The organism is Kitasatospora sp. NE20-6, assembly GCF_045862635.1.
In genome coordinates this window covers 57,307-69,962 of sequence record NZ_BPRL01000037.1, presented here as the reverse complement: position 1 = coordinate 69,962, position 12,656 = coordinate 57,307, and the positions used below count along the sequence as shown (strand labels likewise).

Genomic DNA, 12,656 nt, shown 5'->3' with positions numbered 1-12,656 from the left:
CCCCGTGACCGCCGGACGACAGGGGGTTCCGTGCGTGGACGGCCGGCCGGGCCGCGGCGCGGGCGGTGGACGGCGCAGGGCGTCCGCCGTCCGTGGGCGGGACTCCCCGGTCGGTACTGTGGTCGAACGAATCGTCGGGAGGCACCGTCCACATGGCCAAGATCCCTGCCGCGCAGCGCGCCGCCGCGCGGCCGCCCCTGCTGCAGCTGACCGGCGTGAGCCGCTCGTACGGCGACCGGGAGGTGCTGCACCCGGTGGACCTGAAGCTCGCCGCCGGCGAGTGCGTGGCACTGCTCGGGCACAACGGCTCCGGCAAGTCGACCCTGCTGCGGGTCGCGGCCGGACGCGACCTGCCGACCCGGGGCACCGTCCGGTTCGACGGACTCCCGATGGACGAGAACGATCCGCGGATCCGGGCGAGGGTCGCGGTCGTCGGTGACACGGTCGCCTGCTACCCGGACCTCACGGTGCGCGAGCACCTCCTGCTGGTCGCGGTCGCGCACGGTGTCGCCGACGCGCCCGCATGGGTGCAGCAGGTGCTGGACGACCGGCTGCTGGCCGAGCGGGCCGACGCGCTGCCGTCCGCGCTCTCCTCCGGGCAGATGCAGGCGCTGCTCCTGGCCTGCGCCCTCGTCCGGCCCCGCGACCTGCTGCTGCTGGACGAGCCCGAGCAGCGCCTCGACCCCGACGCGCGGCGGCGGCTGGCGGAGCTCCTCCAGGCCGAGCTCGCGGACGGTGTGGCGGTGCTGCTGGTCACCCACCACACCGATCTCGCGCGGGAGGTCGCGCACCGGGTGGTGGTACTGGAGGACGGCCGGATCGTCCGGCAGGGCGCCCCCGGCAAGGTCCTGGCGGCCGACGCCGCGGGCCGCACCTCCGGCCGCGGACCGGCTGCACCGGCCGGCGCCCGGTGAGCGGCTCGGAGGCGGTGGCGGACCCGGCCACGACGGCCGGCCCGCAGCCCGCCGCGGACGGGACGGACGGGACGGACGGGACGGCGGCCGCCGCATCCGGCCCGACGGACGGCAGGCCCGACGACGGCACGCCCGCCGACTGGACGGCCGACGACGACTGGACCGACGAGGCGCTGGCCCTGCTGCACGCCCTGCGGACCCCGCACCGGCGCAACCGGGCCAAGCAGATCGGCTTCGCGGCGTACTGCGCCGTGCTCATCCTGGTCATCTGGGGAGGCGTCCCGAGCCTCGGCCTGTTCCTTCAGGCGTCCATGGGTGCCGACTACACCGGTCACGGCCCCGCCCTGCTGGCCGCCATGCCGAGCGGCATCGCCGCCGTCGGGCTGGCCACCCTGCTGCTCGCCGTCCGCGACGGACTCTGGCGCGGGCCGGTCGTGCCGCCACGGGCCACGACGGACTGGCTGCTCGCGCACCCGGTCCGTCCGCGCCCGGTGCTGAGGCCCTGGTTCTGGCTGTCGTGCGGGCTCGCGCTGGTGCCCGGCCTCCTCATGGCCGTCGGCGCGATGGTCACCCTCGGGCTGACCGTACGGGCCAGGCTGCCGGCGGCCCTCGGCTGGTGCCTGGTCGGCGGGGTGTGCCTGCCGCTGCTCGGCGTCAGCGCCGCACTGCTGGTGCAGCGGAGCGACCGGGCCGCCCGGTGGGTCCGCCGGCTCACCCCGTACGCCTCGGTGCTGATCCTGGCCCTCGCCGCGCAGAGCGCGCTCGCCGCCGCGGGGCACCCCGTGCACGGGCTGGAGCAGGTGGAGCTGTGGTCGGGCCCGTGGGGGTGGGCGGGGATCGCCGCGCTGGCCCCGACGCCCGCCGCCGTCCCCGGGGCCTGGGCGGCCGCCGCCCTGCTGCTCGTGCCGACCGCGGTGTGCCTCGTCCTCGCCGACCGGGCCGCCGCCACCGTGTCGCTGACCCTGCTGCGCGAGCGGGCCCGCACCGCCGCCGGTGTCCTCGCCGCCCTGCGGACGGTCGAGCTCCGCGCCGCGCGGCTGGCCGTGAACTCCGCCTCCGGCGGGAACCGGCAGTTCAGGGTCCGGCTGCCGGCCCCCCGCCGGGCCTGGCTGGTCGTGTACTGGCGGGACGCGCTCGCGCTGCTCCGCTCGCCCGCGCGGCTCGGCCGCTCGGCGCTGCTCACCGTACCGGCGCTGCTCTGCGCGGTACCGGCCCACGGGACGCGGGGCGTGCTGTCCTGGGCGGTCACGGCCGTCGCCCTGCTCTTCGGCTACCTGGCCGTCGCGCAGCTGCTCGAACCGGCCCGGATCGAGACGGACGACGTACGCCGGGCGTCCTGGTCGCCCTACCCGTTCGCCGGCCTCATGCTGCGCCACGCCGTCGTCCCCACCGTGCTCGGCGTGCTGCTGGGCACGGCCGGAGCCGCCGTGGCGGTGCTCGCCGGCGCCGGCCCGGACGCATGGCTGGCACCTCTCGTCGTCCCGGCCCTGGTCGGCGCCGGACTCGTCAACGCCTGCCGGGGCGCGGCCCGGCGCGACCTGCTCTTCCGGCCGGCCCAGGCGGCCGGCGGCGGGACGGGGATCATCGCCTTCGCCGGCTGGTACGCGGCGGGCCCGGCCGTGGCCCTCCCCCTGCTGGCACTGCCGCTCTCCGAGTGCCTGCGCACCGGGGCCGCGGCTCCCTTCGGCCGGACGGCCGCGGTGGGCGCCGCGCTGGCCGCCGTCCTGCTCCGGTGGGCGTGGTCGCGGGCGGGCAGGCTGCCCCGGCAGACCCGGCCGGCCGGGGCCGCCTGACAGCTCCGCTCCGACCCCCTACCCCGGTAGGGGGTCGGAGACGGCTCTCCGGGGTGACGATGTGCGGGGGTGCGGAGACCTAGCGTCGGTGCGACAGACAGAACCCTCCGAAGGAGCCGTCCCGATGGAACCCGCGCCCCCGCTCGCACCCCCGCTCGCACCCCCGCCGGCCCCGCAGCCGGCCCCGCAGCCGGTCCCGCCGGTCCCGCCGGGGCGGTCGAGGACCGGCCGGCTGCTCGGCAGCTACACCTGGCGCCCCTCCGTCTACGCCCTGGCCGCGCTGCCGGTGGGCCTGGTGTCGCTCCTGGCAGCGCTCGCCGGTCGCTCCGGGCCCGCCTTCGGGCTCCAGCGCGGCCTGGCGGTCCGGCTCCTGGACGCCCCGGTCGCCGATCCGCCCCGCCGACGGCTCGTACGGGCCCTGGCGCACGGCGTCCTCGCCCTGCCGCTGCAGCTGTTCACCGCCGTCCTCACCGGGGTGCTGTGGGCGGACTTCCTGGTCCGCGGCCTCGGCTACCCGCTGGCGGAGTGGGGCCAGGACGTGTCCGCGGCCTGGGGCGGCCCGACCATGGCTGGCGCGTGGGCCGCGCACCTCGGGGTCGGCCTGCTCGTCCTGGCGGTCCTGCTGCCGCTCGTCCGGCTGCTCACCACCGGCCAGCGCCGCCTCGCGGTCCGCCTGCTGGGCGCCGGACCGGAGGACTGAGCCGTGACTGCCCCGGCGTGGCCGACGACGAACACCAAACCCGCCCGGCGGCGGCTGCAGGCCGCGGCGCTGCCCGCCTCCGTCCTCGTGCTGACCGGCCTGGGCTGGGCCGACCTGGTGCAGCACTACGCCCTCGACGCCGGGACCGCCCTCGCCCTGAGCCTCGCCCGCGCGCTGCCGCTGCTGTGGGTCCGCACCCGTCCGCTGCTCGCCTACGGGGTGTCGCTGGCGGCATCCGTGCTCACCGCCGTGCTCACCCGGCCGGTCGGCGCGGCCGAACCGTGGCCCCTGGCGGTGACCGGCCTGGCCGCGGCGGTCGCACTGCTCGTCATGGGCGGGAGCCGGCTCCCGCGCCGCACCTGCGCCGCGATGGGCCTGGCCCTGCCGTGCGTCACCGCCGTCCTGCTCGCGGCGCTGCCCGGACGCGGCGGCTGGTCCGGACTGGTGCCCGTCGTGATCGCCACGGCGCTGGCACTGATCGCGGCCGACGTGCTGCGCGACCGCTCGCTGACCCGGACCCGGCTCGCCGAGCAGGAGCGGATCAGCGAGACCGAACGGACCCGCCGCGCCCTGCTGGAGGAGCGCGCCAGGATCGGCCGTGAACTGCACGACGTGGTGGCCCACCACATGTCGCTGATCGCCGTCCGCGCGGAGACCGCGCCCTACCGCCTGCCGGACTGCTCCGCCCAGGTGCACGAGGAGTTCCGGGCCGTCGCCGGTGCCGCCCGGGACGCCCTGACCGACATGCGGCGGCTGCTCGGCCTGCTCCGCGGCGACGAGGCGGCGGCCAGGGTTCCCCAGCCGGAGCTGGACCGGCTCCCCGCGCTGGTCCGGGAGGCCGGGGCCGGCGCCGGCCTGGAGGTGGTCGGCGGGCTCGACGGCGTCCCCGCGACGGTCGGCGTCTGCGCGTACCGGATCGTCCAGGAGTCGCTGTCGAACGCCCGGCGCCACGCCCGCGGCGCCACGGTGGACGTCCGGCTGCACCGCACCGCCGATTCGCTGCGGATCACCGTCCGCAACGGCCCGGGCGCCGGGCCCGCCGCCACGGACGGCGACGACGGAACGGCGGACGGCAGCGGCGGCGGACATGGTCTGATGGGCATGCGGGAGCGGGCCGCCGTGCTCGGCGGCGCGTTCTCGGCCGTGGCCGGACCCGACGGCGGGTTCACCGTGACGGCCGACCTCCCGCTGCCGGCGGAGTGACCACGGGGGAGCCATGAGCACGAGCATCCTGATCGTCGACGACCAGGCCATGGTCCGCCAGGGCTTCGGCGCCCTGCTCGACGCACACCCGGGCCTGCACGTGGTGGGTGACGCCGCCGACGGCGCCGCCGCGCTGGAGGCCGCCGCACGGCTCGACCCGGACGTGGTGGTGATGGACGTCCGGATGCCGGTGATGGACGGCCTGGAGGCGACCCGCCGCCTGCTCAAGGGCCCCGGCGACCGCCCCAGGGTGCTCGTGCTGACCACCTTCGACCTGGACGACTACGTCTACGAGGCCCTGCGGGCCGGCGCCAGCGGCTTCCTGCTCAAGGACGCGCCCGCCGAGGAACTGGTCCACGCCGTCCGGGTGGTGGCCGCCGGTGACGCCCTGCTCGCCCCGTCAGTGACGCGTCGCCTGATCGCGGACTTCGCCGCCCGGCGCCCGGCCGCCCCGCGCGGCGGGCCGGCCCGGCAGCCCGCCGGCCTGACGCCCCGTGAGACCGAGGTGCTGGAGCTGATCGCGCAGGGCCTCTCGAACGCCGAGATCGCCCGGGCGCTCGTCGTCGTCGAACAGACCGTCAAGACCCACGTCAGCCGCGTCCTCACCAAGCTCGGTCTGCGCGACCGCGCGCAGGCCGTGGTCTTCGCCTACGAGTCCGGTCTGGTCGTCCCGGGAACCCCGGACCCGGTCTGACGCCCGCGGCGTCGGTCACGGGCGCGGCCTCGGTCGCGGGGTCCGCCGCGGGCGCGGCACGTTCGGGGATGTGCGCGTGGCCTGCTTGACCGGCCGGTCCGCCGCTTGCAGAGTCGGGATGCGGCGCCGCACCCGCGCCGTCCGTCCCTGCCCACCGGTCCGCCCTCCCCGGGCGGCAGGCGGCCCGACCCCGGGAAGCGGCTGCTCCGATGGTCCTCGACCTGATCGTGATCGGTACGGCCGTCACCCTGGGGCCGCTGCACAACAGCGCCTTCATCCTGCTGCTCTCCTCACGGCACGGCGTCCGCAAGGGGCTGGCGTTCCTGCTGTCGTGGCTGGCCGATCTCGTCGCGGTGATCGTCTGCGTGGTGCTGCTGACCGGCGGCCGCCCACCCGCCGCCGACAGCCCGCCGTCGACGTTCGTGCTGAGCGTGAAACTCGCCATCGGCCTCGGCCTGGTCCTGTACGGCGCACTCCGGCACCGCCACCCGCCCCGCCCGCACGGTCCGCCGCGCTGGACGGCCCGGGTGGACGACGCCTCACCGGTCGCGGCCGCCGGGCTGGCCTGGCTGCTGCAGCCCTGGGCCCTGGTCGGCGCCGGCGCCGCGACGGCCGTCGACGCGGACCTCTCCTCCCTCGCCGACTGCGTCACGCTGGCCGGTTACTGCCTGCTCGCCACGCTCAGCCTCATCGTCATGGAGGTGTGCACCGCCCGGGCACCCGCGGCCGCGGGTGCCCGGCTCGACGCCCTGCGGACCTGGCTCGGGGACCACCAGGACCGCCTGATCGTCGTGCTCTCCGTCTCCGTCGGTCTCTGGCTGACGGCCCGGAGCATCTACGAACTCGTCACCTGACACCGGACGGGTGCCCGGCCCTGCACATCACCCCGGCGGCACATCACCCGGGCGACGCCGGATGGCTCCGACCGGCCCCGGAGAGCTTCGCGAGCTTGTGCACGAGTCCCGCCTCTTCCGGGGCCGAGCCCTTTCCGGCCACCGCGAGCAGCACCGCCCGCCGCAGGCGGAGAGTGCGGATCTGCACCTCCAGCGCGTCGGCGTGCGCGGCCGCGATCCGGGGCACGGACACCTCGCGGTCCAGCACCTGCCGAATGACGGAAAGGTCGAACCCCAGGTCGCGCAGGGTGCGCACCAGGTCGAGACGCGCGGGAGACTCAAGCCCGTTCACCGGCACGAGGGTCAGGCGCCCGCGGTGACCGCCTTGAGCCCGGCCAGCGACTCCTCGACGAGCTGCGGAAAATCCTTCACCCCGGGCCCGTCCGCCTGCCCCGGTTCGGCCGCCTGCTCGGGCCCGTCCGCCTGCTCGGGCTGGTCGACCCATCGCCTGAACGCGATCTTGAAGACGGCGATGCCCGCCTCCGCGGCCAGGCTCGCCGGGGCGTCGGCGACCCCGCGCTGCCGCAGCGCGTCGGCGAGTGCGGTGGCCAGCGAGGCGAGTTTGATCAGCTCGCGTTCCTGCAGCTCGGTGTTGGCGTCGATCACGGACTGGCGGCGGCGGGCGTGCGTGCCGCGTTCCTGGAGCACGGCTGCGGCTGCCGCGAGGGCCACCGCCACGGCCTCCATCGGGGTGGCGGACCCGGGAGCACGGGTGGCGGCGTCGACCATGCCCTCCTGCAGCAGGGCGGAACCACCGAACAGCACCTCGCGCTTGTCCGCGAAGTGCCGGAAGAACGTGCGCTCCGTCAGTCCCGCCCGTTCGGCGATCTCCGCCACCGAGGTTCGTTCGAAGCCGCGCTCGACGTAGAGGTCCAGCGCAGCCCGTTCGAGCCGGCCGCGTGCGTTCGGCTCCCATCGACCCATGTCCGGCATCGTACCCGACGACAGCGACTGTCATCACGTGACGACAGTCGCTGACATCGGGTGCTACGGTGTGATGACAGCGACTGACATCGCCCGGTCGCGCCCCGCCCGCACTCCGGACGCGAGGACGACCGGCCGACACCGAAGGACCTCTCATGCGCGTTTTCGTCACCGGGGCATCCGGATGGATCGGCTCCGCCCTCGTCCCCGAACTCATCGGAGCGGGCCACCGGGTCACCGGGCTCGCCCGCTCGGACTCCGCGGCCGCCGCCCTCAAGGAGGCCGGGGCCGAGGTGGTGCAGGGCACCCTCGACGACCTCGGCCTCCTCCACGACGCGGCAGCCGCGTCGGACGGCGTGATCCACCTCGCGTTCAAGCACGACATCGCCTTCGCCGGAGGCTTCCAGGACGCCGCCGACGCGGACCGCCGCGCCGTCGAGACGTTCGGGGACGCCCTCGCGGGTTCCGGCCGGCCCCTCGTCATCGCCGCCGGGCTCCTCGGACTCGCCCCGGGGCGGGTGAGCACCGAGACGGACGGCCGCACGGCCGACACGCAGCCCGCCCACCCGGCCGGCGGCCCGAGCACCCGGATGGGCACCGCCCGCCTGACCCTCGCGCTCGCGGACCGGAACGTCCGGTCGGCCGTCGTCCGGCTCCCCCCGACCGTGCACGGCGAGGGCGACCACGGCTTCATGGCCGCCCTCGTCGCCGTCGCCCGCGAGAAGGGCGTCTCCGGCTACGTCGGCGACGGCGCCCAGCGCTGGCCCGCCGCACACCGCATCGACGCCGCGCACCTCTTCCGGCTCGCCCTGGAAGGCGCACCGGCCGGATCGGTCCTCCACGCGACCGCCGACCAGGGCGTGCCGATCCGCACCGTCGCCGAGGTCATCGGCCGTCACCTCGGTCTGCCGACGCGATCCGTCGCCCCCGACGAGGCGGACGCGCACTTCACCTGGCTGGCGGGGCTCATCGCCCTCGACAGCCCCGCCTCCGGCGAGCTCACCCGTGAACTGCTCGGCTGGCAGCCGACCCGGCCGGGCCTGATCGAGGACCTGGAGAAGGGCCACTACTTCCGGACCGCCGACCTGTAGCGCCGCACCGGGCAGCCTCCGCCACGACCTGCGGACACGGGTCAGAGCCCGCCGAGGCCGGGCGGGCCGAGGTCGAACTCCTCGCGCGGCGGGTCAGGATCGCGGGGCCGGCCCGGGGGCGCGGGCACGGGCGCCAGGGGGTGGTCCTCCGGCAGGACGTGCACCCCGTACAGGGCCACCCTGCGCAGCAGTTCGGCGTCGGCGGGCAGCGGCGTGGCCGTCGCGGCCCGGCGTGCGGCCTCGCCGGCCGCGGTGATGCCGCGCCTCATGGGCGGCCGGCGGTCCAGCAGCACGGGGACGACGGCGAGCACGCCGGTCTGCACGGCGAGCGGCAGCCAGGAGCCGGAGAGGAACGCGAAGGCCGCCCCGGCGGCCAGGAGCGCGACCACGGCTGCGTTGCGCAGTCGGCGGGCCCGGGCCTGCGCCGCCTTCCGGGCCACGGCGGCGGGTGAGCTCGACGGCACGCCGTCCGGCAGGCCCCACTCGCACAGCAGGCCGTCGGCGACGAGCCGGTCGTGCAGGCGCGCCATGCACGGCACGTGCTGCTCGTGCCAGGAGAGCGGAGAGCGGACGGAGCCCTCCTCCCCGCCGATCTCGTCGAGGAGGGCGGCCTCGGCGTCGTCGCGGGGCACCGGGTCGAGGACACGGAGCCGGAGCGTGCCGTACTCCTTGCCGGTCACCGCGAGGCGCCCTTCGGCGTGCATCCGGACCAGGACGGTTGCCGGCACGCGCAGGAGGGCCGTGGCCCGCGAGGCGAGGAAGGCCAGCTCGTACAGGTCCAGGCCGTCGGTGGCGGGCCGCGGGGGGCCCGCGGTGGCGGCGAGCGCCTGCCGGGCCCGGGTCTCCGCCCGGTCGGCGGCCATCAGGACGACGGCCGACAGCACCGCCGGCACGGCACCGGCCACCGCGCCCGGCACGCTCCCGATCGGATCCATGCGTCTCCCCCGCCACGGTGACGCCTGACCCGTACCCCGGCGGCGGCCCGCACACACCGCCGGGGTACGGGTCGGCGCAGCGTCCGTGCGGGTGGGCGGCCGTGCTGCGCAGCGGCCGTGCGGGTGGGCGTCCGTGCGGGTGGGCGTGCGGAGCGGCCGACGGCCGGTGAAGTGGCTGTCCGGATAGTGCTCTTGTGGGGCGGGCGCGGTGAATGACACGCTCCCGCTGTGATCACCCATGACACGGCGGCACTGCCCGGTGACTGGTGGCTGCGGGCTGTCGCCCCGGCCGCGCGGTGCGCCGGTGGGTCTCCGGCGTGGGCGGGCTTCGTCGAGGAGGTCGTGGCGCGCGGTGCCCCGGCGATCCTGCCGGACGGCGAACTGCCGGGACTCACCGGCTTCACGGCGCTGATGGAACCGTTCGCGCGGCACGCGGCGCAGCGGCTGCCCGACCCCGGACAGGTCGCCGCCTCCGTCCGGGCGCTGTGGACGGCGCGCCTGGCAGAGCGTCTGGCCGCGACGGCGGCCCGGGCCCTCGTCCTGGAGCTGCACACGGCGAGGGCGGCCGGCCGGCTCGACGGCGGCACCCCGGCGCTGCGCTTCCGTTCGTTCCTCCAGGCGTCCTCGCAACGGGCGGGCCTGGTCGGGTTGTTCACCCACCGTCCGGTGCTGGGCAGGCTGGTCGGGCAGAGCTGCCTGCACGCCGCCGCGGCGACGGGCGAGCTGCTGGAGCGTTTCACCGCCGACCGTGCCCGGATCGTCGCGGACCTGCTGCACGGGGCCGACCCGGGCGAGCTGGTCGAGGTGCACGGCGCGGCGGGCGACGGGCACCGGCAGGGGCGGGGCGTCGCGGTGCTGGGCTTCGCGACGGGCTGCCGGGTGGTCTACAAGCCGCGTCCGCTCGCGGTGGACCGGCACTGCGCCGGCCTCCTGGACTGGTTCAACGCGCGGTCCGGGCTGCCGGCCTTGCGCGTCCCGGCCGTCGTCGAACGGCCCGGCTACGGCTGGGCGGAGTTCGTGCGGCCGGAGGGGTGTCCGTCCGCGGACGGCATCGACCGCTTCTACCGCCGGCTGGGCGGGCTGCTCGCCGTGCTGTACGCCGTGGGCTGCACGGATCTGCACCACGAGAACCTCGTCGCCTGCGGGGACGAGCCCGTCGTCGTGGACGTCGAGACGCTCTTCCATCCGCCGGATCCGTCGGACGGTCGACGGGATCCGGCCGAAGTCGCCCTGGAGGCTTCCGTCCACCGCACCGGGCTGCTGCCCCAGCTGTGGGTCGGCGACGAGGACGCGCTGGACGTCTCGGGCGTGGGCGGTGACCCCGGGGCGGCGACGCCGCTGGACGTCGTGGGCTGGGCCGACGCGGGCACCGACCGGATGCGGCTCGTCCGCGGGGCGCGGCCGTTCGCCGGGGGCGCCAACCGGCCCCGTCTCGGTGCGGCGGCCGTCGACCCGGCGGAGCACGTCGGGACGCTGGTGGCGGGATTCCGGGCCGGGTACCGGACCGTGGTGGCGCACCGTGACGAACTGCTCGGCCCGGAGGGCCTGCTGGCGGGGTTCGCCGACGACGAGGTGCGGGTGGTGGCGCGGGCCACCCAGGAGTACGCGACGCTGCTGGACGAGTCGACCCACCCCGATCTCCTGCGCAGCTGGGAGGAGCGCGACCGGGTGCTGGGCACGCTGCGCGACGGCGGTGGTGGCGGTGCGGAGCCGTCGGCCTGGCCCGGTCTCGTCGAGGACGAGCTCGCGGACCTGTGGAACGGCGACGTTCCGCTGTTCACGGCGCGGCCGCGCCATCCCGACCTGTGGACGGCGGCCGGCCGTCGCGTGGCGGGCGCCCTGGACCGGCCGGGGCTCGACGTGGTCACGGAGCGGATCCGGGCGATGGGCCCGCAGGACTGTGCGCGGCAGGAGTGGATCGTCCGCGCGGCCATGGCCGGCCGGTCGCGCGCGGACGCGCACGGCGACGGCGCGCCCCTGCCGCGGCCGTGCGGCGGCGGTTCGACGCACCGGCCGGACGTGCAGGGGCGGCCCGGCGAGCGAGCCTGGCCGGCGCCCGAGCGGCTGCTCGCCGCCGCCCGGGCGATCGGCGACAGGCTCGTCGTGGACGCGTACCGCGGTGCGGGGGGCGCCAACTGGCTGGGCCTGGAGCTGCTGGGCGACCGGTACTGGCGGCTGCAGCCGCTCGGCGCGGATCTCGGGAGCGGCCGGACCGGGGTGTCGCTGTTCCTGTCCCGGCTCGCCGTCCTGACCGGGCAGGAGCGGTACGCGGAGGTGGCCCGCGCGGCACTCCGTCCGCTGCCGGTGCTGCTGGCCGGACTGGCCCGCCGGCCGGACGACCTGGGCGCGGTGGGGTCCGGCGGGTTCGCCGGTCTCGGCGGCGTCGCGTACGCGCTCGCCTCGGTGGCGGAGTGCCTGGACGACGCGGAGATCGGCAGCCTGGTCGGGCCGGCCGTCGACCTCGCCGGTCGCGCCGTGGACCGCGAGGCGGAGTACGGCGTGGCGGGCGGGACGGCGGGCGGACTGGCCGCGCTGCTCGCGGTGCACCGGACGACCGGGTCGGCCGCGGCCCGGCAGGCCGCCGGGCGGGCCGCCGAACGGCTGGTCGACGCGCCGCTGCCGGCCGGGCCGGGCTTCGCCGACGGGCGGGCCGGGGTCGGGTGGGCGCTGCTGCGCTACGCGGAGGCCGGCGGGGGCGCGCGCTTCGGCCGGGCCGGGACGGCCGCGCTGCGGGCGGCCGCGGACGGCTGCCCCGGTGACCGGCCGGGCTGGTGCCGGGGCTCGCACGGCGTCGCCCTGGCGGTGGCCGACAGCCCGGCGGCGCGGACCGACCCCGCGCTGTCGGCCCTGCCCGCGCGGGCGGTACGGGCGGCGGACCGCGGCGGACCGCTCCCCGGGTACGGCCTGTGCCACGGCGAACTCGGCGTCCTGGAGCTGCTCGTCCGCGCGTCCGCACCCGACGGGGCGCCCGGGGCCCGGACACCCGCGGCCGGGGCGCGGCGGGCCGCCGCCGTGGTCACGGCGGTGGAACAGGGCGCGCTGCGGTACGGGACGCCGGGCGGGACGACCGTCCCCGGCCTGCTCCACGGGCTGGCGGGGACGGGCCACGGCCTGCTGCGGCTGGGTTTCGCCGCCCGGGTGCCTTCGGTGCTGCTGCTGCGGCCACCGAGTGACGGACCACCGGCCGCCGGGGGCGTCCTGCCCGCCGGACAGGTCGGCACCTACGAGGGAGAACGGAGTACGCGATGAACGACACGGAGATCGTCCGCACCTGGAGGAAGCCGGCGGCGCAGCACGGGGAGGCCGCCGACCACCCGGCCGGCCGTGTGCAGCTCGGTGGCGGCGGAGGTCTGAGCCGCCGGGCCGACCTCCTGTCGGGTGCGGGTGCGAGGCTGCGGAACACCACCACCTTCACGCAGACCATGACCATGACCATGACCCTGGACTGTCCGGCAGGACCGGAGTCCGAGGGGCCGGTGCGGTAGCGCACGGTCTGCCCGCCCCGCCGG

Annotated in this window: 11 protein-coding genes and 1 pseudogene; 9 read left to right on the top strand and 3 right to left on the bottom strand. The window is 77.1% G+C overall.

The features are described 5' to 3' along the window. Nucleotides 1-152: 152 nt before the first annotated feature. The 6 genes from SNE206_RS23945 to SNE206_RS23920 all read left to right on the top strand — a co-directional run bounded on the left by SNE206_RS23945 (nt 153) and on the right by SNE206_RS23920 (nt 6,158). On the top strand, nt 153-914 hold the full coding sequence (locus SNE206_RS23945; RefSeq protein ID WP_407915548.1) for an ABC transporter ATP-binding protein: 762 nt from the start codon (nt 153-155) through the stop codon (nt 912-914). After that, the gene (locus SNE206_RS23940; RefSeq protein ID WP_407915547.1) at nt 911-2,707 is read left to right on the top strand and encodes a hypothetical protein; all 1,797 of its coding nucleotides are present in this window, start codon (nt 911-913) and stop codon (nt 2,705-2,707) included. Before SNE206_RS23945 ends, SNE206_RS23940 begins: the two co-directional genes overlap by 4 nt. Nucleotides 2,708-2,831: 124 nt before the next feature. Next, on the top strand, nt 2,832-3,407 hold the full coding sequence (locus SNE206_RS23935) for a hypothetical protein (RefSeq protein WP_407915546.1): 576 nt from the start codon (nt 2,832-2,834) through the stop codon (nt 3,405-3,407). Between the two features lie 3 nt (nt 3,408-3,410). After that, nucleotides 3,411-4,610 carry a sensor histidine kinase gene (locus tag SNE206_RS23930; RefSeq protein WP_407915545.1) on the top strand — a complete coding sequence of 400 codons (1,200 nt, stop codon included), beginning with the start codon at nt 3,411-3,413 and terminating at the stop codon, nt 4,608-4,610. A gap of 13 nt (nt 4,611-4,623) precedes the next feature. Then, a complete protein-coding gene (locus tag SNE206_RS23925; RefSeq protein ID WP_407915544.1) occupies nt 4,624-5,304 on the top strand; it encodes a response regulator in 681 nt (226 codons plus the stop codon). Between the two features lie 209 nt (nt 5,305-5,513). Then, on the top strand, nt 5,514-6,158 hold the full coding sequence (locus SNE206_RS23920; protein ID WP_407915543.1) for a GAP family protein: 645 nt from the start codon (nt 5,514-5,516) through the stop codon (nt 6,156-6,158). A gap of 79 nt (nt 6,159-6,237) precedes the next feature. On the opposite strand, the pseudogene SNE206_RS23915 reads toward SNE206_RS23920, so the two are convergent. Together SNE206_RS23915 and SNE206_RS23910 are read right to left on the bottom strand one after the other, a co-directional pair. Continuing rightward, a pseudogene (locus tag SNE206_RS23915) lies at nt 6,238-6,480 on the bottom strand (MerR family DNA-binding protein); the annotation flags it as partial. A gap of 20 nt (nt 6,481-6,500) precedes the next feature. Next, entirely contained in the window at nt 6,501-7,121 is a 621-nt protein-coding gene (locus SNE206_RS23910) for a TetR family transcriptional regulator (RefSeq protein WP_407915542.1), read from the bottom strand. A 155-nt stretch (nt 7,122-7,276) separates the two neighbouring features. Here SNE206_RS23910 and SNE206_RS23905 point away from each other — a divergent pair, with 155 nt between their 5' ends. Next, nucleotides 7,277-8,212: an SDR family oxidoreductase gene (locus SNE206_RS23905; protein WP_407915541.1), complete on the top strand. Its 936-nt coding sequence runs from the start codon at nt 7,277-7,279 to the stop codon at nt 8,210-8,212. Between the two features lie 41 nt (nt 8,213-8,253). On the opposite strand, the gene SNE206_RS23900 is transcribed toward SNE206_RS23905, so the two are convergent. Continuing rightward, complete coding sequence (locus tag SNE206_RS23900) at nt 8,254-9,147, bottom strand: hypothetical protein (protein WP_407915540.1); 894 nt, start codon at nt 9,145-9,147, stop codon at nt 8,254-8,256. 228 nt (nt 9,148-9,375) lie between these two features. Between SNE206_RS23900 and SNE206_RS23895 the strand changes: the two genes are divergently transcribed. Together SNE206_RS23895 and SNE206_RS23890 are read left to right on the top strand one after the other, a co-directional pair. After that, a complete protein-coding gene (locus SNE206_RS23895; RefSeq protein WP_407915539.1) occupies nt 9,376-12,396 on the top strand; it encodes a type 2 lanthipeptide synthetase LanM family protein in 3,021 nt (1,006 codons plus the stop codon). Then, on the top strand, nt 12,393-12,632 hold the full coding sequence (locus SNE206_RS23890; protein ID WP_407915538.1) for a hypothetical protein: 240 nt from the start codon (nt 12,393-12,395) through the stop codon (nt 12,630-12,632). The genes SNE206_RS23895 and SNE206_RS23890 overlap by 4 nt, the downstream gene beginning before the upstream one ends. The last annotated feature ends 24 nt before the right edge of the window (nt 12,633-12,656 follow it).

Excerpts from the sequence above, each read along its gene's own strand:
- SNE206_RS23945 (WP_407915548.1), top strand. The coding sequence starts at position 153 with ATGGCCAAGATCCCTGCCGCGCAGCGCGCCGCCGCGCGGCCGCCCCTG.
- SNE206_RS23935 (WP_407915546.1), top strand. The coding sequence starts at position 2,832 with ATGGAACCCGCGCCCCCGCTCGCACCCCCGCTCGCACCCCCGCCGGCC.
- SNE206_RS23925 (WP_407915544.1), top strand. The coding sequence starts at position 4,624 with ATGAGCACGAGCATCCTGATCGTCGACGACCAGGCCATGGTCCGCCAG.
- SNE206_RS23920 (WP_407915543.1), top strand. The coding sequence starts at position 5,514 with ATGGTCCTCGACCTGATCGTGATCGGTACGGCCGTCACCCTGGGGCCG.
- SNE206_RS23910 (WP_407915542.1), bottom strand. The coding sequence starts at position 7,121 with ATGGGTCGATGGGAGCCGAACGCACGCGGCCGGCTCGAACGGGCTGCG.
- SNE206_RS23905 (WP_407915541.1), top strand. The coding sequence starts at position 7,277 with ATGCGCGTTTTCGTCACCGGGGCATCCGGATGGATCGGCTCCGCCCTC.
- SNE206_RS23900 (WP_407915540.1), bottom strand. The coding sequence starts at position 9,147 with ATGGATCCGATCGGGAGCGTGCCGGGCGCGGTGGCCGGTGCCGTGCCG.
- SNE206_RS23890 (WP_407915538.1), top strand. The coding sequence starts at position 12,393 with ATGAACGACACGGAGATCGTCCGCACCTGGAGGAAGCCGGCGGCGCAG.